Source organism: Actinoplanes sp. NPDC048796 (genome assembly GCF_040650035.1).
Classification (GTDB): Bacteria; Actinomycetota; Actinomycetes; order Mycobacteriales; family Micromonosporaceae; genus Actinoplanes.
In genome coordinates this window covers 846537-863907 of sequence record NZ_JBEZGO010000001.1, presented here as the reverse complement: position 1 = coordinate 863907, position 17371 = coordinate 846537, and the positions used below count along the sequence as shown (strand labels likewise).

Here is a 17371-nt window from a genome sequence, read left to right as displayed (position 1 = left end):
ACGGTGGCGGCCCCGGGCGGGTCCACGAGCTGGCCGGACGGGTCGTCGAGGCGGATCGCACCATGTGGCCGGAGGGCTGGATGATCGATGTCGACGGGGTCGGGATCTACGTCATCGGGGTGCCTGTCCCGCCGCCGGGCGGCCTCGTGCAGGCGCGGGGGCGGCTCGGCTTCGCCGACGACTACCTGACCGGCGACTTTCTGCTGGATCTGGCGCTCGTGCCCTAGCATGTGTCCGTCCACTTCAGACTTACCCGGGGCGGCGGCCGATGAGCGACGCGCAGTTCGACACGAATGAGCCGCAGACGGCTCGGATCTGGAACTACTGGCTGGGCGGCAAGGACAACTTCGCCGTCGACCGGGCGGTGGGCGATCAGATCCGGCAGGCCTTCCCGGACATCGTCGACAACGCCCGGGCGTCACGCGCTTTTCTCGTACGGGCGGTCACCTTCGCCGCCGGGGCCGGGATCCGGCAGTTCCTCGACGTCGGTACGGGGCTGCCGACCGCCGACAACACGCACGAGGTGGCGCAGCGGGTCGCGCCCGAGTCGCGGATCGTGTACGTCGACTTCGACCCGATGATCCTGTCGCACGCGCGGGCTTTGCTGACCAGCAGCCCGGAGGGCGCCACCCACTACGTCGACGCCGACGGCCGCGACTCGGCCACGGTGCTGGCCGCGGCGGCGGACACGCTCGACTTCGCCCAGCCGGTCGCCCTGATCATGTCGGGGCTGCTGGGGCACGTCACCGACGACGACGAGGCCGAGACGATGGTCCGGGCCTACCTCGGCGCGCTCGCGCCGGGCAGCTATTTCATCGCGCTCGACGGCTCGCACAGCGTCGAGCACGGCGAGGCCGAGAAGATCTGGAACGAGCAGGCCAATCCGCCGTACGTGCTGCGCGGCCCCGCTCAGTTCGCCCGTTTCTTCGAGGGCTTGGAGCTGGTCGAGCCCGGCGTGGTCTCGGCGCCGCTGTGGCGCCCGCCCGCAGGCGACGCCAAGCACCTCGACGTCGTCTGCGGGGTGGCGCGCAAGCCGTGACCTGACCCCCGTCAGGCCCGCCGCGCGGCGAGAGTGCCGGCGGGCTGCCCGCGGACCGCGCGCTTCTTGCTCGCCTTACGTGCGGCCCGGGCCAGCCGGGCCGAGGTGAGCAGCCGCCGGCGGTCGGTCTCGGCGATCAGGTCGCGCTGGTGCTCGGTGGCCAGGGTCAGCATCAGGTCGGGGTGCGTCAACATGGCTTGTCTCCTTGTCGGCCGGTGATGCTTCAAGTCTCGGCCGCGCAACCCCTCGCCACATCGGTCGCGGATGCGTATCTTCGCTGTTCAGCGCCCGTCTAGGTATACCTAGGCCGGACCGTGAACTTCCGCCCGTCGGGATCGGTCAGCACACCTTCCCCGGCCCGCGACGCTCCCAGGGCGACCAGCCGATCGACCTCCTCCGGCCCGTCCACCTCGACCGCCAGGAACAGGTCCTTCCCCACCCGTGGCTCCACCGGCGGCCCACCCCAGGTGATCTTCGTGCCGCCGTACGGGGACTGAATCGCCGTCTCCTCATCCTGATCCCAGACCAGGGGCCAGCCCAGCGCCGTACTCCAGAAACAGCCGACCGCCCGCGACCCGTCACAGGCCAGCGCCCCGACCGGCCCGCACCCGGCGAGGAACTTGTTCCCCGGCTCGATCACGCAGAATTCATTGCCTTCGGGATCGGCCAGTACGACGTGTCCCTCGTCCCCTTTCTGCCCGACGTCCGCATGACGTGCCCCGAGGGCCAGCGCCCGCTCCACCGTCCGCAGCTGCCCCTGCTCCGACTCACTGGTCAGATCGAAGTGCATGATGTTCTGCGCGAGCTTCACCTCGTCGGTCGGCACGAACCACACCGGAATCGGTGCCTCGAGCAGCAGCGGATCCTCGTCCGAGGCTTTCCACCCCAGCAGCTCGCTCCAGAAGAGCGCCAGTTCCCGCGGCCGCCGAGCCTCGAAGCAGATGGCGACAAGTCGAGATGTCATGCCCCTTCATAGGCGCCCATCGACCCCACGCGCACCCGAGTTTCGCCTGGCGTCGCCGAATGCGCCTGCCGCATCTGTCCGCCGGTCGTCGTGCCCGGCGTGGCGGTGCAGAAGGCGGCCGGCCTGCGCAACGGACCGGAACTGGCCGGCGCGATCAGCGGCTCCGACGTGCGGCTGCCGCTCTGCGGGCACTTGCACGCCCGGGACCCGCTCGCCGGCCGGACCGCGTACGAGATCGGCGTCGAAGAACTGAACGCCGTGATCGCCGAACTGGGCTCACCCCGCCCGCCTCACGACGAGCGGGCTGGCGCGAGTTGATCACCATGATGGGGTGATCGTGCTGAGGCGGGTCGGCCGGCAGCGGCTGGCGTGGATCTCGTTCGGGGAGGAAAGGACTCTCGGCGCTGGGGGACGGCGGTGATGTCGGGGCCGTCCTCATGGTGGGCATTCTCGCGGTGCTCGCCGTTGCGGTGCTGGGTGCGTTCCTGCTGACGCTGCTGCGGACCACGGTGGTTCTCCCGTGCCGGAGGATCGCCGACCGGTGGCCGGTGGTGGCGTACGTGGTGAACGGGCCGAGCGGCGAGCCGGAAAGTGGCCGATGCGCTCGTGCGGCAGTGGGCGGCCGACCTCGAGCGGTACGGCCGGCCCCGCATGCTGGTCGACGTCTTCGGCTAGCGCTGGGCCTCGAAGTGTTCCTTCATCGACGGGTAGTAGTCGTTGAAGTCGGGCATCGGCCGTCCGTCACGGGAGGCGGCCAGGCCGTCCAGGTAGTACTCCCAGCCGGGGCCGACCTCGCCGACGCTGTCGGTGTCGGTCAGGTGCTGGGTGAAGCGCAGCTCGGTCACGCCGTCGGCCTCGGTGAGCGCCAGCTCCAGGTGCCAGCTGCCGTGATCGTCCACCGAGGAGAGCGCCAACCGGTTCGGTGGCTCGCAGGCGCCGACCGTCAGGTCCATCCAGGGCCGGCCCTCCTCGTGCACCATCTGAACCTGGATGGCGGCGCCCGGAGCCGCGTCACCCTTCCACGGGCCGAACCAGCGTGCCGTACGGACGGGGTCGGTGAGGCTGGCCCAGACATCGGCGAGGGGCGCGTGGAACGTACGGACAAGAACCAGGTCTTTGCCGAAAAGCCGGCCGGTGGGTGTCGGGCTCATGCGCTCTTCTCCTCTGATCGTCCGGGCTGGCCGGCCCGGCGCCGCTCGCGGCGGGTGCGGTAGACCTCGGTCTCCAGTGCGTCGAGGTGGTGTTCCCAGCCGGCCGGCCGGTTCAGCCGCTCGATCCAGCCGGTCAGCTCGGCCAGGGGCGCGGTGACCAGCTCGTAGACGCGCAGGCGCCCGTCCGCGTGGTCGGCGACCAGACCGGCTTCGCGGAGAACCCGCAGGTGGCGGCTGACGGCGGGCCGGCTGATCTCGAAGCGGCCGGCGATCTGGCCGGCCGACAACCGCTCGTCCCGCAGCATCAGCAGGATGTCGCGCCGCACCGGGTCGGCGATCGCCGCGGCCACCTCGTCCACGCCGGAAAGCGTAACCTATCGGTTACGCGTCAGCCTAATTTCGGTTGACCCGCGTACGGCCGGGCTGGCATGCTGCTGAGGCTTCCCGCGCGATCGGCGCGGGCACTCTGCACGAGGGAATGAAGCCTGTGATCTCGGAAGGCCCGACGGCCGCCTGAGGCAAGCTGCCTGATCGGCGGCCATCTCATCACGTCTTCTCTCGTCCCTTTTCTCAGCAGAGGCTTCCTGAAATGACCTTGGATGTACGCATCCAGCAGTCCGTCGTCGCCAACCTCTCCACCCGGCCCACCCCGGTCCGGACCGGGCCGTTCGTGATCGGCATCGACCCGTCGATCGACAGCCCCGGCATCAACTACGCGACGCCGCTCCCCGGCGCCGAGATCTCCGGGGCTGATGTCACCGCGCTGGTGACGGCTTTCCGGTCGTACGACCGCAAGCCCCGATTGGAGTACGTGGTGAGCACGGCGCCCGGCCTGGAGCAGCTCCTGCTCGACGCCGGCTTCACCGTCGAAGAACGCCACGAATACCTGGTCTGCACACCCGACTCGATCCAGCTCCGGCCGGCACCCGACGGCTACGAGCTGCGCGAGCCGGCCACGGACGCCGACCGGGCCGCGATGATCGCCGCCCAGAACGCGGCCTTCGGCGGCGAGCCCATCTCCACCGAGGCGGACATCGCCCGCATCGGCGGCCTCCAGGCCAGGGGCGGCATCGCGGTCATGGCGACTGCCCCCGACGGCACCTGCGCCGGCGGCGGCATGGCGGTACCCCCGAACGACGGCGTCAGCGAGGTGGCCGGCATCGCCACCCCCAAACCGCACCGCCGCCGAGGACTCGCCGGCGCGGTGACCACGGAAATCACCCGGCGCCTCTTCACCGCCGGCGTCGACGTCGCCTGGCTGGAGGCGTCGGGCGAGGATTCGTGGCGCGTGTACGAGCGTGTGGGCTACCGGCCGACTGGCCGGCGCCTTTACATAGCGCTCGACTAGCAGGTTCCGCGGGCGGCTAGTTCGCTCGAATGAGGGCGTACTGGTCGAAGTGCCTGCCGGGGCCGGCCCGGGTGAACCGGGCCGGCCTTCGGCGGCGGTCAGTGGGTCAGCCTGGCCACGCGGCCGTTCGGGCCGGACGCCCAGCATGAGCCGTCGGTCGTGCAGGCGACGGCATCGAAGTTGCCTGTGTCGAAGCGGGTCCATGTGCGGCCGCCGTCTCGGGAGTAGTCGCTGCCCGTGGGGCCCACCGCCAAAGCCGCGCTGCGGGACGCCCACGCCGCGCCCGACCGGTATTCGCCCGGCGCCGTTCGGGCCTTCTTCCACGTGCGGCCGTGCGAGTAGGCGGCTCCGTCCGGGGCCGCCGTCGGGGCGTTGTAGTCGCCGCCGACCGCGATCGCCTCGCCCGACGGGCGCACCGCCAGGCTGTAGATGCCCGCCGTCGGGCCGCTCGGGACCGGAGTGTCGGCTACCGTCCAGGAGCGGCCGCCGTCGCGGGAGGTGAAGACCCGGGCCGTGGCTCCGCCGCCCGTGGCGAACAGGGCCTTGCCGCCCGCCGCGACCAGGCAGGTGCCGCTGGCCGCGAAGGCGAACTCGCCCGGCAGCGCCGCCGGCATGCCGGCGGTGGGGCGGACCTTCCATGTGCGGCCGCCGTCGGCGGTGGCCAGGATGCGGAACTTGCCGCCGACCGGGTCGGACAGGGCCAGGCCGTGCCGGCGGTCGAGGAACGTCACGCAGTCGTAGAAGGCGGCCGGGTCGTCGTTGCGGAACGTCTCGCGCCAGGAGCGGCCGCCGTCCGTGGTGGCGTAGATGCGGGACGCCTCGCCCTCGCCGATGGACAGGGCCACCGCCGTCCGCGAGTCGAACGCCTCGATGTCGCGGAACAGCAGCTCGGTGGCGCCGGCCGGGCTCACGTCGGCCCAGTGGCGGCCGCCGTCGACCGTGCGCAGGATGGTGCCGGCCGAGCCGGCGACCCAGGCGACCCGCGCGTTGACCGGGGCGAGGCCGCGGAACTGCGCGGTCGACCCGGTGTCGGTGAGGCGCCAGGCGGGCTGGTGACTCGCGGCGGCGGCGGGCCCGGCCGTCACAAGAGCCGACAAAGCTGAGACAGCCAGGACCATCGACAACTTTCGCTTCAAGGTCATGTGGCGGAACTTACCGTGTGTGCCACGGCACGGAAACCGGGAGCGCACCCCGCCGGAAACCCGGGGATACCACAATGTGGGACATGGAGACTGTCACCGTCGCGATCACGCGCCGCGCCGACCCGTCGCGTACGGCCGAGATGATCGCCTGGGTGAACGCCGGCACCACCCTGGCCGAGGACTTCCCGGGCTTTCTCGGCACCGGCTGGGTGCGGCCCGACCAGGCGTCGAGCGAGTGGCACATGCTCTACCGCTTCGCCGACGCGGACGCGCTGCGCAACTGGGAGGAGTCCCCGCAGCGCCGCTGGTGGCTGTCGTCGGCCGAGGGCTTCGTCGAGCACACCCGCGTCGAGCGCCGCACCGGCATCGAGGGCTGGTTCGACCCGCCGCAAAGCCAAGAAGCGCAAAACGCGGAAAGTGTCCCGAAAGCGCCGGCGCGGTGGAAGCAGGCGGTGACGATCTGGCTCGGCTTCTTCCCGGTGAGCCTCCTGGCCGCGTACACCCTCAATCACCTGTTGGTTGATCTTCACGTGGTAGTGCGGACCCTGATCAGCACCCTGGTGCTGACCCCGATCATGACGTATCTGGTGTTGCCGCAGGTCACGCGCCTGCTGCAGCCGTGGCTGAAACGCTAGTCGAGCACTGAGCGGAGCCGGATGGTGTCCGCAACCGTCCAACCGGGCGGCGGCGCCAGAGCGGCCCACCCGTCGACCGCCCCCGACTTGTACACGTGTCCGTGCCCGATCGGGACCTTGTTGGCGAAGATCGCGTCCACGGTCGTCTGCCAGAACGTGACCACCGGGTACCACTGCATGGCCGGCGTGACGTCCGGCCCTCGGGTGCCGCTCAGCCACTGCGGTTTCTTCCAGAACAGGCTCGGGCTCCACCACACGACCGGGTCCGACGAGTTCTGCATGTAGACGACCTTGGGCTGCCGCCCGCCCAGATCACGCAGTTCCTCGGCCCGTGACGAGAACTCCACCGGCAGGCTCGGGTACGACGGGTCCCACACCGGCGTCCCGGCCGAGCGGCCGGCGGTCAGCTCCTGGTGGATCGGGTTGGCGAAGGTCGGCCCCTCGAGCAGGATCCCGTCCGCCCCGGAGACCATGGCCGGCGCGCTGCCGAAGGTCTTCTCGGTCCCGTACGTCCCCAGGCTCTCCCCGAAGATCAGCAGCTTGGGCCGGCTGCCCGCGGGCATCGCCGCCCACCGCGCCCGCACCGCGGTGATCAGCGCCGACGACGCCTCCACCACGTTCGAGCGGTCGGCCAGGAAGGAGATGACGCTGGGCAGGTACGAGTACTGCATCGACACGAGCGCGGTGTCGCCCGCGTACATGTACTCGAGCGAGCTCGGCACGTCGTTGTCGACCCACCCGGTCCCGGTCGGCGTGAAGACCGCGATCACGGCCCGGCCGAAGGCGCCGGTGCGGTCCATCTCCCGGACCAGCAGGTCGGCCCGTTCGGTCACCGAGCCGGCCGAGGACAGCCCCGCGTACAGCCGGATCGGGTCGGCCACCGGCCGGCGGGCGAACGCCGCCAGCTGATCGTGGCTGGGCGCCTTGGCCACGAAGTTGCGGCCCTGCCGGCCCAGCGAATCCCACGACACCAGCGAGGCCGGGCTGCCCGAGCGCAGCGGCGACATCTGCCGTTCGACGCCGCGCCCGGTGCCGCTGTCGGTGATGGCGGCCGAGCGGTCGGCCGTGGTGTACAGGTTGCTGACCAGCAGCCCGTCGAACGCGGTGTAGCTGAGCACGGTCACCACCACGAAGCCGGCGCAGTAGGCCGCCGACTCCGGCACCAGCCGCCCGAACAGCCGGGCCAGCCCGTGCGCGGCCAGCCGCAGGCAGCGGGCGACCAGCAGGAGCAGCCCGAAGGTGAGCAGGCTGATCCCCACCGTGCGGATCAGGTCGTACTCCTGCTGGGGTGGCATGCCCAGGCGCAGGCGGAGCTCACGCTGCCATCGGGTGCCGAGCCAGAGGAAGAGCAGGATCAGCGGCGGTACGAGCAGGAACAGCACCCGCCAGGCGATCCGTTCCGCGCGCCGCGACGGCCACCAGCGCCACCGGACGAGCGCCCCGATGGCCGTGCCGAGCGCGTAGCCGATGGCGGCGGTCAGCCCGGCCACCACGCCCTGCAGCGACCAGGTGCGCGGGAGCAGCGACGGCGTGTAGGAGAGGCAGTAGAAGACGGCGCAGAGGCCGAAACCGGTGACGCTCAGTCCGCAGCTGACGACGCGGCGGCGGGGCGGGGCGGTGGCGATGACGCGGCCGCGTTGCGTGGGTATCCAGGGGCGGGGTGGCGCCAGCAGCACGAGCCTGCGCATGGATCGCCCCCAATCCGCCTCAAACGCAGGATCATCCCCTTCGGTGCCGCACCGCAAGCACCTTTTCCCTTCGTGCTCGCAGCGGGAACTTCGACAAACCGGGCCGTATTTGCTTGGACCGGCGCCGCGCGCTGCCGATAGCTAGCGCCGAGGGGGTCAACATTCATGCGATTGCGTACCTGGATCGCGGTCGTGATCAGCGTTGTTCTGCTGGCCGCCGCGGGCACCATCGGCATCCTGGTCAACCGGTCGGCGCTGCGGGCGGCCGATCAGGTCCACCGGGCCGACTCACGCGCGCTCGGCGTGAACAACAAGACTCTCGTCGGCGCCATGCAGAGGCTGTCGGCGTCCGAGCTCGGTGAGTTCCTGAACGACAACTCGCTGCACCTCGGCCGGGACAGCGCGGTCGATCGGACGGCGTTGCGGCAACTGGCCGCCAAGAGCACCTACTTCTCGTACGGGGCTCTGCTGCTCGACCTCAAGGGCACCGTCCTGACGAGCTCGCGGGACACCGGGGTGCCGGCCATGACCGACGCCGGCTGGAAGCCGATGCTGGCCATGCTGGCCGCGGATCAGACGTACGGCGTCTCGTCGATCATGTCGGTCGACGCCACCTACCTGGAGGCCGTCGCCGTCCCGGTGATGGTCGGCGGCGGCGCGGTGGCGCTGCTGGTCGGCCTGAACGACGTGGCCCACACGCCGTTGCAGAAGTACACCGTCTCCCTGGGCGGGAAGACCCACCTCACCACGATCGTCGACAGCACCGGCACGATCGCCGCGACCAGCGATTCCGCCGACCTCGGCCACAAGGTCGACCCGGCGATCCGCGCCGCGCTCGCCGCCGACCCGAACACCGAGTTCGTCGAGTACACCGACGTCTCCGGCGCCAAGATGATCGCCATCGTGGTCGGCGGCCTGCCCGGCGGCTGGGCCTACGTGCGTACGCAGAGCCAGGCCTCGTTCGACGGCGCCGTGCACTCCAAGAGCCAGACCCTGAACCTGACCCTGCTCGCCATGCTGCTGATCGGCGTGCTGGCCATCGCCGCCCTCGGATACCGCACCATGAAGCAGCGCCGCCAGGCCGACCAGCGCTTCCAGGCCCTCTTCCAGCACGCGCCCGACCTGGTCTCGGTGCTCGACGTGAACGGCGACATCGAGTACTCGAGCCCGAGCGCCAAGGCGATCCTCGGCTTCGAGCAGGGGCAGCTGGTCGGCAGCAGCGTCTTCGACATCATCCACCCGGACGACCGCGGGTACATGCGGGAGCAGTTCGCCCTGCTGCTGAGCCGCCGGGACGCCGTGCTGCGCCTGCAATGCCGCTCGCGCTCGGTGCGCGGCGAGTACCGCTGGTTCGAGTTCACCGCCTCCAACCAGATGCACAACCCGGCCCTGCACGGCGTCGTGATCAACGCTCGGGACATCTCGGAGACCCGCGCCTTCCAGGAGCGGCTGGCGCACGAGGCGCAGCACGACGCGCTGACCGGCCTGCCGAACCGGCGCCGCATGCAGGACGCCCTCGGCGCCTCGCTGCGGGAGCAGCCGGTCGGCGTGCTCTTCGTCGACCTGGACGGCTTCAAGCCGGTGAACGACGCGCACGGGCACGAGGCCGGCGACGAGCTGCTGCGGCAGGTCGCCCGGCGGCTGACCGGCTGCGTGCGGGAGGGCGACGTGCTGGCCCGGGTCGGCGGCGACGAGTTCGTCGTGCTCATGCCCGGCGTCGCCGGCGATACCGACACCGGTGCCGCCTGCGACCGGATCCGGTCGGCGATCGAGAAGCCATTCACGATCGACGGCATCGACGTACGGATCGGCGCGAGCGTCGGCGTGCATCTCGCCCCGAGCGCCGGCGATCCGGACGAGGCCCTGCGTGCGGCCGATCACGCCATGTACGCGGTGAAGAAATCCGGCCGGGATCGCCGGAGCACGGGCGGGCGGCACCGCGCGGCGGACTGAAAAGCGGCACACTGGGTGCAACTTCCCGATCGAAGGTGGTGCCGGTGGTGTCCAAGATCCTCTCGCGTCGTGATCTCGACTTCCTCCTGTACGAGTGGCTCGACGTCGAGACGCTCACCAAACGGGAGCGCTTCGCCGAGCACTCCCGCGAGACGTTCGACGCCTTCCTCGACGTCTCCGCGCAGATCGCCGAGCGCGACTTCGCCCCGCACAACCGCCGCAGCGATCTGGAGGAGCCGACCTTCGACGGGGTACGGGTCCAGGTGCACCCGGAGGTCGGCGCCGCGCTGAAGGTCTTCAACGAGACGGGCCTGATCTCCGGCACGATGGACGCCGAACTGGGCGGGCTCCAGTTGCCGGCCGTGGTGGCCCGCGCCTGTTTCCTGTGGTTCCAGGCGGCGAACATCGCCACCTCGTCGTACCCGCTGCTGACCATGGCCAACGCCCACCTGCTGACCACCTACGGCAGTCCCGCGCAGGTCGCGCGATTCGTCCAGCCGATGGTCGAGGGCCGGTTCACCGGGACCATGTGCCTGTCCGAGCCGCAGGCCGGCTCGTCGCTCAGTGACGTGCTCACGCGGGCGGTGGCGAGCGGCGACGGGTCGTACAAGATCAGCGGCAGCAAGATGTGGATCTCCGGCGGTGACCACGAGCTGAGCGAGACGATCGTGCACCTCGTGCTGGCCCGCGTCGCCGGGGCGCCGCCCGGCGTCAAGAGCCTGTCGCTGTTCATCGTGCCCAAGCACCACGTGGCCGAGGACGGCACGGTGGGCGAGCGCAACGGCGTCTCGCTGTCCGGGCTCAACCACAAGATGGGCTGGCGCGGTACGACGAACGCGGTGCTCTCCTTCGACGAGGCGACCGGATATCTGGTCGGCGAGGAGGGCAAGGGCCTGGCCTACATGTTCCACATGATGAACGAGGCCCGGATCGGTGTCGGGGCGGGCGCGGTGGCGCTGGGCTACACCGGATATCTGCACGCGCTCGACTACGCGCGCGAACGCCTTCAGGGGCGGCCGGTGGCGGCCAAGGACCCGGCCGCGCCGCCCGTGCCGATCGTCGACCATCCCGACGTACGCCGCATGCTGCTCGCCTCCAAGGCGTACGTCGAAGGGGGTCTGGGGTTGATCCTCTACGCGGCGAAGCTGCTGGACGAGCCATCGGGAGAGAACGACCTGCTGCTGGACGTGCTGACGCCGATCGTGAAGGCGTGGCCGTCGCAGTGGTGCCGGGTGGCCAACGACCACGCGATCCAGATCCATGGTGGGTACGGGTACACGCGCGAATATCCGGTGGAGCAGTTCTACCGGGACAACCGGCTGAACTCGATCCACGAGGGCACCGACGGGATCCAGGCTCTGGACCTGCTCGGCCGCAAGGCCGTGATGAAGGGCGGGGCCGGCCTATCTCTGCTTCTGTCGAAAATTCGGGCGTCATGTCAGGACGCGTCGGTACTCGCTTTCTGTGACCGCGTCGAACGCACGACCGCCAGGCTCTGGGACGGCGGCGATCCCACGGTCGCGCTGGCCAACGCGACCGCCTACCTCGACGCCGTCGGCCATCTGGTGATCGCCTGGATCTGGTTGTCGCAGCTGGACGCCGTGGGGGACAAGACGGGCGCGTTCTACGACGGGAAGCGGCTGGCGGCCCGCTACTTCATCACCCACGAGCTGCCGAAGATCGGGCCCATGCTCGACCTGCTCGACTCCCGCGACACGCTGCTGGCCGACCTCGACCCCGCCTGGCTCGGCTGACATGGCGTCCCCGGCGATCCAGGTCGAGGTCGGCGACTTCGACGTCCGCGTCTCCAACCCCGACCGTGTCTACTTTCCCGAGCTCGGGCTGACCAAGCGGGACCTGGTCGACTACTACCTCTCGGTCGGCGACGGCATCGTGCGGGCGCTGCGCGAACGGCCGTGCATGCTGCACCGCTTCCCGGACGGGCTGGCCGGCGAGAAGGTCCACCAGAAGCGGGTGCCCAACGGCGCCCCGCCCTGGCTCGAGACGGTCCGGGTGAAGTTCCCGCGCTACAACCGGCACGCCGACGAGCTCTGCGTGACCAAGCTGGCCGACGTCATCTGGGCCGTGCAGATGTCCACGGTCGAGTTCCACCCGTGGAACTCGCGCCGGGCCGACACCGAACAGCCCGACGAGTGGCGCATCGACCTCGACCCGATGCCCGACTGCCCGTTCGACCGGGTCCGCCGCGTCGCCGGCGTGGCCCGCTCGGTCCTCGACGACCTGGGCATCACCGGATATCCCAAGACGTCCGGCGGCCGCGGCCTGCACGTCTACGTCCGGATCCGCCCCGACTGGGGTTTCGGCGACGTCCGCCGGGCCGCCCTCGCCTTCGCCCGCGAGGTGGAGCGCCGCGCCCCCGACGACGTGACCACCACCTGGTGGCGCAAGGACCGCGACCCGGCGGCCCTGTTCGTCGACTACAACCAGAACGCCCGCGACCACACGATCGCCAGCGCCTACTCGGTCCGCGGCAACCAGCGCGGCACGGTCTCCACCCCGATCACCTGGGACGAGATCGCCGACGTCGAGCCGGACGACTTCACCATCCGGACCGTCCCGGCCCGCTTCGCCGGCCTGGGCGACCTGCACGCCACCATCGACGACGAGCACTTCTCGCTGGAAACCCTGCTCGAGTGGGCCGACCGCGACGAGAAAGCCGGCCTGGAGGGACCGGCCGACGTGTGAGGCCGCCGACATAACGCCCCGGCGGCGATCTTTGTGGGCTACGACAGACAGATGGCCAAGCTCGGACCGCCGCCGGACTCGCTGCCCCGCGCCATCGAAGCGCGCGGGGTGCGGCACAACACGCTGCGCGACCTCGACGTCGACGTGCCCCTGTGGCGGACCGTGGCCGTCGTCGGGGTGTCCGGCTCGGGCAAGACGTCGCTGGCGATGGGCACGCTGTACGCCGAGGGCCTGCACCGGTTCCTGGAGGGCCTCAGCACGTACAGCCGCCGCCGTCTCACCCAGGCCCAGCGGCCGGACGCCGACCGGATCGACCACCTGCCGCCGGCCCTCGCCCTGCGGCAGCGGCCGCCGGTGCCGGGGCCGCGCAGCACCGTCGGCACGATGAGCCAGGTGCTGAATGTGCTGCGGCTGACCATGTCGCGGCTCGGCACCCACGTCTGCCCCAACGGCCACGACGTGCCGCCGTCGATCGCCACCCAGGCCATGGAGATCACCTGCCCGGTGTGCGGCGCCCGGTTCGAGGCGCCCGGGGCCGAGACGTTCGCGTTCAACTCGATCGGCGCCTGCCCGCGCTGCGACGGTCTCGGCACGGTGTACGAGGTCGACCCGGCCACCCTGGTGCCCGACCCCGGCCAGACGATCGCCGGGGGCGCGGTGCGGCCGTGGAACGTGGGCGGCCGCCGGCTGAGCATGTACGCGGCGGGCGAACTCGGCGTCCGGCTCGACGTGCCGTACGGAAAACTGTCCAAGAAGGAGAAAGATCTCGTCCTGTACGGCGAGCCGGTGAAGCAGCCGGTGACCGTCTCCGGCCGCGACGGCCGCCCGGTGCGGCTCAACGTCACGTACGACAACGCCGTCACCGCCGCCGAGAAGTCGGCCGACAGCAAGTACCTGAACTCGCACACCTGCCCGGTCTGTCACGGCTCCCGGCTGCGCCCCGAGGCCCTGCGCTCCCGGCTCGCCGGCCGTGACCTGGCCCAGATCAGCGCGCTCGACCTCGACCACCTGGCCGCCTTCACCCACGAGCTGCCGCCGCTGATGCCACCCGAGCTGGACCGCCTCACCACCGGCCTGACCGGCGAGCTGACCGGCGCGATCGGTCCCCTGCTCGACCTGGGCCTCGGCTACCTCGGCCTGGACCGGGCCGGCGCCACCCTGTCGACCGGCGAACGCCAGCGGATCGAGCTGACCTCGACGGTCCGCACCAGCACCACCGGCATGCTCTACGTGCTCGACGAGCCGTCGGTCGGCCTGCACCCGAGCAACGTCGAGGGGCTGCGCAGGACGATCGCCGCCCTGGCCGGCAACGGCAACTCGGTGGTGATCGTCGAACACGACCTCGACGTCATCCGCACCGCCGACTGGATCATCGAGATGGGTCCCGGCGCCGGCCGCGCCGGCGGCACGATCGTCGCCGAGGGCACACCCGCCCAGATCCAGCGCGACCGCCGCTCCGTCATCGGCCCGTTCCTGGCCGGTCGCCCGGCCGTGTCCCGCGCGCCCCTCGGCCCGGCCCGGTCCGCGATCGAGCTCAAGGTCGGCCGTCTCTACAACCTGCGCGACGTCGCCGCGACCTTCCCGATCAACCGCCTGACCGCCCTGGCCGGCCCGTCCGGCGCCGGAAAGACGGCCCTGGTCCTCGACAGCCTGGTCCCCGCCGCCCGCGCCCGCCTGGCCGGCACCCCGCTGCCGCCCCACGTCACGTCCGTGGATCTGGGCCCCCTACGCCAGGTGGTGGAGATCGACGCCACCCCGATCGGCCTCAACGCCCGCTCGACACCGGCCACGTATTCGGGCGCTTTCGACGCCGTACGGGCCCACTTCGCCGCCGCGTCCGGCCGCACCCCCGCCCACTTCTCGTTCAACACCAGGGAAGGTCAGTGCCCCACCTGCCGCGGCCTGGGCACCATCGACCTGGACGTGCAGTACCTGCCCGACATCACCGTCGACTGCCCCCAATGCCACGGCGCGAGATTCAACGACGAGACGCTTGCCGTACGCGTGGACGACCTCACCATCGCCGACGTGCTCACCATGACCGTCCGCGAGGCCCTGGACCGTTACACGGCGATCCCGGCGATCGCCCGCCCCCTACGCCCCATAGCCGACGTGGGCCTCGACTACCTGCGCCTGGGCGAACCCACCCCCGCCCTCTCCGGCGGCGAGTCCCAGCGCCTGCGCATAGCGGCCCGCCTGCGCTCCACCCAGCGCGACGTCCTCTACGTCCTGGACGAGCCGTCGACGGGCCTGCACCCGGTGGACATCGCCACCTTGGTGAAGGTCCTGGACCGCCTGCTGTCCGACGGCGCCACCGTAGTAGTCATCGACCACGACCTGGACCTCCTGGCCGCCGCCGACCACGTCATCGACATGGGCCCGACCGGCGGCCCCGACGGCGGCCGCATAGTCGCCCAGGGCACCCCCGCCGAAATAGCCACGTCCCCCCACAGCGTGACCGGCCCTTACCTGGCCTCCCACCTGCCGCCCTCCTGAAGCCCGTCCGCCCGTTCCCGCCGCCCGCGAAGCCGGCCCGATTCCTGGCCGACCTCGATGCCCCTGGCCACGGACATCTTCAACTGCGGCGAGGAGGAGTTCGACGACTTCCCGCACTTCACCTACATCGAGCGCCGCCGAGTCAGGGCCGACATTCGCGATCTCGACGGGGGCGTGGACGGCCCCGGCCATGAGCGATGCGTGGTTGTCGTTCGCGGCCTCGCCCGGCGGCTGCCGACGGCGACGCAGTTGCACCACCGTTCGAGGTCGTGACCGCGCCGGCACGCGGACGACCCCGATTTCGCGGGCGAGTAGGTGAGCGGACGGCCCGTCGGCGCGGGCAACTGGTGGCGGGCCGCTCGGGGGACGCGTTCCACGAGGGCGCGGCGGCTCTCGCGAGGGCGGGCGCGAGTGTCCGGGGCGGGAACCGGGTCGCTCGGTGGGCGGGTTGCCGGTAAGCATGTGTGGCATGAAGGTCTTTCGTGACGCGTACGGGATTCCGCATCTGCGGGCGGGCTCGGTCGATGAGCTGGCGTTTCTGCAAGGGCGGGTGGCCGTCGCCGATCGGGGGCGGCAGCTCGAGGTGGAGCGGCGGCGGGCCGAAGGGCTGCTGGCCGAGCTGGTCGGGGCGGACGGGGTGGCCTGGGACCGGTTCGCGCGGCGGGCCCGGATCGCTGACACGGCGCGGAAGGCGTACGACAAGCTGGATGAGCGGACCCGGGGCTGGCTGGCCGCGTACGGGGAAGGGGTTCGCAGTCAAGGGCTTGTCTGGGCGGACTGGACGCCGCTCGGGGTGTTCCTGGCTCGGCACATCGTGTTCGGCAGCTTCACGGCGAAGATGTTCAACGCCCATGTCGCGCGAACGCTCGGTGAGGACAAGGTGGGGTGGTTCGACGCCGAAGGGCCGGGGGAGACCGGCAGCAACGCGTGGGCCAGGGACGGGGAGATCGCCGGGGATCCGCATCGGGCGATCGAGCTGCCCGGTGGCTATCAGCAGGTGCGGCTGAGCTGTCCGGAGTTCGACGTCTTCGGGCTCACCTTCCCCGGTGTGCCGGGAGTGCAGCATTTCGGGCAGGCCGAGACGGTGGCCTGGGCCGTCACCAACGCTCAGGCCGACTACCAGGATCTCTACATCGAGGACATTCGCGGGGATCGGGCGCGCGGGCCCGAGGGCTGGGAGCCGGTCACGCGGCACGTCGAGACGATTCCGGTCCGGGGCGGCGACGATGTCGAGGTGGAGGTCGTGGAGACGGCCCGGGGGCCGGTCATCGATCACAACCTTTCCCTGCGTACGCCGGCCCGCGCCGGCCTGGAGCTCGGGTTCGCCGCCCTTCTGCCGTTGCTGCACGCCCGGACCGTCGATGACGTGGCCGGCGCTCTGGAAGGCTGGGTGGAACCGGTCAACAGCATCCTCACCGCGGACACGAGCGGGCGGCTCCTGCAGCTCACCGTGGGGCGCGTGCCCCTGCGCGACGAGCGGAACAAGCGCCTGCCCGTGCCGGCCTGGGAGCCGGCGTACACCTGGCAGCCCGGTCACGTGCCGATGACCCGCGTGGCGATGGCGAGCGCGGTGAACGCCAACGATCGACGGCCGGACACCGAGGCGTACGGCGTCTCGTTCGCCTCGAAGAAGCGGGCCGACCGGATCCGGGAGCTGCTCGACGCGGGGACGCCGCACGAGCGGATCCACATGGACACGAGCATGCCGGCCGACAGCGTCGAGGCGGGCCGCCGGGCCGCGTTCCGGGACCGGGTGGCGCGGCGGCTCTACGACCATCCGGCGCTGGCCGGCTTGAAGGAGCCGACCGGGTTCGACGAGATCTTCGACGTCGATCCGCGGGCGCGGGTCGGGCTTCTGCAGGACAGCGTGCTGGCGGGGCTGAACCTGAAGCCGGAGGACCTGGTCGACCCGGCGACGATCACCTCGGGGCCGTGGGGCGAGCGGCACCTGCTCGACCCCGTACGGCTGCCGGGTCTTGACGTCGACCTTCCCCGCGTCGAGTTGTCGGGGGAGCGGGACACCGTGCTGTGCACGTCGAGCGCGCCCGGGATCACGGATCTCTGCCGCAAGGGCCCAGTCGCCAGGTACGTCTGGGATGTCAACGACCGCGCCCGGAGCCGATGGGTGGTTCCGTTCGGGGCGTCCGGCGACCCGGAAAGTCCGCATTTTCGCGACCAGCTGCCGCTCTGGGCGCGGGGTGAGATGATCCCGCTCGTCCTGGACTGGACCGAGCTGATCGAGGAGTGAC

Annotated in this window: 17 protein-coding genes; 11 read left to right on the top strand and 6 right to left on the bottom strand. The window is 71.1% G+C overall.

From position 1 onward, the window contains the following. Positions 1–80: 80 nt before the first annotated feature. Together AB0C26_RS04070 and AB0C26_RS04065 are read left to right on the top strand one after the other, a co-directional pair. Positions 81–227, top strand: coding sequence for a hypothetical protein (locus tag AB0C26_RS04070; RefSeq protein ID WP_360241159.1), 147 nt, complete (start codon positions 81–83; stop codon positions 225–227). Positions 228–268: 41 nt separating this feature from the next. Further along, positions 269–1039 (top strand): SAM-dependent methyltransferase, encoded by a 771-nt coding sequence (locus AB0C26_RS04065; protein ID WP_360241156.1) that lies wholly within the window; start codon positions 269–271, stop codon positions 1037–1039. Between the two features lie 11 nt (positions 1040–1050). Here AB0C26_RS04065 and AB0C26_RS04060 read toward each other — a convergent pair whose 3' ends face one another. Further along, a complete protein-coding gene (locus AB0C26_RS04060) occupies positions 1051–1233 on the bottom strand; it encodes a hypothetical protein (RefSeq protein WP_360241153.1) in 183 nt (60 codons plus the stop codon). Between the two features lie 98 nt (positions 1234–1331). Beyond that, entirely contained in the window at positions 1332–2003 is a 672-nt protein-coding gene (locus AB0C26_RS04055) for a VOC family protein (protein ID WP_360241150.1), read from the bottom strand. A gap of 99 nt (positions 2004–2102) precedes the next feature. Between AB0C26_RS04055 and AB0C26_RS04050 the strand changes: the two genes are divergently transcribed. Then, positions 2103–2321, top strand: coding sequence for a hypothetical protein (locus AB0C26_RS04050; protein ID WP_360241147.1), 219 nt, complete (start codon positions 2103–2105; stop codon positions 2319–2321). Between the two features lie 353 nt (positions 2322–2674). Here AB0C26_RS04050 and AB0C26_RS04045 read toward each other — a convergent pair whose 3' ends face one another. Beyond that, a complete protein-coding gene (locus tag AB0C26_RS04045) occupies positions 2675–3154 on the bottom strand; it encodes an SRPBCC family protein (RefSeq protein WP_360241144.1) in 480 nt (159 codons plus the stop codon). After that, positions 3151–3513 (bottom strand): metalloregulator ArsR/SmtB family transcription factor, encoded by a 363-nt coding sequence (locus tag AB0C26_RS04040; RefSeq protein WP_360241141.1) that lies wholly within the window; start codon positions 3511–3513, stop codon positions 3151–3153. The genes AB0C26_RS04045 and AB0C26_RS04040 overlap by 4 nt, the downstream gene beginning before the upstream one ends. Before the next feature lie 230 nt (positions 3514–3743). On the opposite strand from AB0C26_RS04040, the gene AB0C26_RS04035 reads away from it, so the two are divergent. Continuing rightward, positions 3744–4502 carry a GNAT family N-acetyltransferase gene (locus tag AB0C26_RS04035; protein WP_360241138.1) on the top strand — a complete coding sequence of 253 codons (759 nt, stop codon included), beginning with the start codon at positions 3744–3746 and terminating at the stop codon, positions 4500–4502. 98 nt (positions 4503–4600) lie between these two features. On the opposite strand, the gene AB0C26_RS04030 is transcribed toward AB0C26_RS04035, so the two are convergent. Continuing rightward, complete coding sequence (locus AB0C26_RS04030) at positions 4601–5644, bottom strand: oxidoreductase (RefSeq protein WP_360241135.1); 1044 nt, start codon at positions 5642–5644, stop codon at positions 4601–4603. Positions 5645–5727: 83 nt separating this feature from the next. Here AB0C26_RS04030 and AB0C26_RS04025 point away from each other — a divergent pair, with 83 nt between their 5' ends. Then, positions 5728–6279 (top strand): antibiotic biosynthesis monooxygenase, encoded by a 552-nt coding sequence (locus AB0C26_RS04025; protein WP_360241132.1) that lies wholly within the window; start codon positions 5728–5730, stop codon positions 6277–6279. Here AB0C26_RS04025 and AB0C26_RS04020 read toward each other — a convergent pair. Beyond that, the gene (locus AB0C26_RS04020; RefSeq protein WP_360241129.1) at positions 6276–7967 is read right to left on the bottom strand and encodes an alpha/beta-hydrolase family protein; all 1692 of its coding nucleotides are present in this window, start codon (positions 7965–7967) and stop codon (positions 6276–6278) included. The genes AB0C26_RS04025 and AB0C26_RS04020 overlap by 4 nt on opposite strands. Positions 7968–8132: 165 nt before the next feature. Here AB0C26_RS04020 and AB0C26_RS04015 point away from each other — a divergent pair, with 165 nt between their 5' ends. From AB0C26_RS04015 to AB0C26_RS03990, 6 genes are all read left to right on the top strand, one after another. Then, complete coding sequence (locus AB0C26_RS04015; protein WP_360241126.1) at positions 8133–9920, top strand: sensor domain-containing diguanylate cyclase; 1788 nt, start codon at positions 8133–8135, stop codon at positions 9918–9920. A 47-nt stretch (positions 9921–9967) separates the two neighbouring features. Further along, entirely contained in the window at positions 9968–11674 is a 1707-nt protein-coding gene (locus tag AB0C26_RS04010) for an acyl-CoA dehydrogenase (protein ID WP_360243506.1), read from the top strand. A gap of 1 nt (position 11675) precedes the next feature. After that, positions 11676–12626 (top strand): non-homologous end-joining DNA ligase, encoded by a 951-nt coding sequence (gene ligD, locus AB0C26_RS04005; protein ID WP_360241123.1) that lies wholly within the window; start codon positions 11676–11678, stop codon positions 12624–12626. A 51-nt stretch (positions 12627–12677) separates the two neighbouring features. Beyond that, a complete protein-coding gene (locus AB0C26_RS04000) occupies positions 12678–15122 on the top strand; it encodes an excinuclease ABC subunit UvrA (protein ID WP_360241120.1) in 2445 nt (814 codons plus the stop codon). Between the two features lie 57 nt (positions 15123–15179). Further along, positions 15180–15395, top strand: coding sequence for a hypothetical protein (locus tag AB0C26_RS03995; RefSeq protein ID WP_360241117.1), 216 nt, complete (start codon positions 15180–15182; stop codon positions 15393–15395). 196 nt (positions 15396–15591) lie between these two features. Beyond that, a complete protein-coding gene (locus AB0C26_RS03990; protein ID WP_360241114.1) occupies positions 15592–17370 on the top strand; it encodes a penicillin acylase family protein in 1779 nt (592 codons plus the stop codon). Position 17371 lies beyond the last annotated feature (1 nt).

What these genes read in the sequence shown, in the direction of transcription:
- AB0C26_RS04070 (WP_360241159.1), top strand. Translation starts at nt 81, where the DNA reads ATGATCGATGTCGACGGGGTCGGGATCTACGTCATCGGGGTGCCTGTC.
- AB0C26_RS04065 (WP_360241156.1), top strand. Translation starts at nt 269, where the DNA reads ATGAGCGACGCGCAGTTCGACACGAATGAGCCGCAGACGGCTCGGATC.
- AB0C26_RS04060 (WP_360241153.1), bottom strand. Translation starts at nt 1,233, where the DNA reads ATGTTGACGCACCCCGACCTGATGCTGACCCTGGCCACCGAGCACCAG.
- AB0C26_RS04055 (WP_360241150.1), bottom strand. Translation starts at nt 2,003, where the DNA reads ATGACATCTCGACTTGTCGCCATCTGCTTCGAGGCTCGGCGGCCGCGG.
- AB0C26_RS04045 (WP_360241144.1), bottom strand. Translation starts at nt 3,154, where the DNA reads ATGAGCCCGACACCCACCGGCCGGCTTTTCGGCAAAGACCTGGTTCTT.
- AB0C26_RS04035 (WP_360241138.1), top strand. Translation starts at nt 3,744, where the DNA reads ATGACCTTGGATGTACGCATCCAGCAGTCCGTCGTCGCCAACCTCTCC.
- AB0C26_RS04030 (WP_360241135.1), bottom strand. Translation starts at nt 5,644, where the DNA reads ATGACCTTGAAGCGAAAGTTGTCGATGGTCCTGGCTGTCTCAGCTTTG.
- AB0C26_RS04025 (WP_360241132.1), top strand. Translation starts at nt 5,728, where the DNA reads ATGGAGACTGTCACCGTCGCGATCACGCGCCGCGCCGACCCGTCGCGT.
- AB0C26_RS04020 (WP_360241129.1), bottom strand. Translation starts at nt 7,967, where the DNA reads ATGCGCAGGCTCGTGCTGCTGGCGCCACCCCGCCCCTGGATACCCACG.
- AB0C26_RS04015 (WP_360241126.1), top strand. Translation starts at nt 8,133, where the DNA reads ATGCGATTGCGTACCTGGATCGCGGTCGTGATCAGCGTTGTTCTGCTG.
- ligD (WP_360241123.1), top strand. Translation starts at nt 11,676, where the DNA reads ATGGCGTCCCCGGCGATCCAGGTCGAGGTCGGCGACTTCGACGTCCGC.
- AB0C26_RS04000 (WP_360241120.1), top strand. Translation starts at nt 12,678, where the DNA reads ATGGCCAAGCTCGGACCGCCGCCGGACTCGCTGCCCCGCGCCATCGAA.
- AB0C26_RS03995 (WP_360241117.1), top strand. Translation starts at nt 15,180, where the DNA reads ATGCCCCTGGCCACGGACATCTTCAACTGCGGCGAGGAGGAGTTCGAC.
- AB0C26_RS03990 (WP_360241114.1), top strand. Translation starts at nt 15,592, where the DNA reads ATGAAGGTCTTTCGTGACGCGTACGGGATTCCGCATCTGCGGGCGGGC.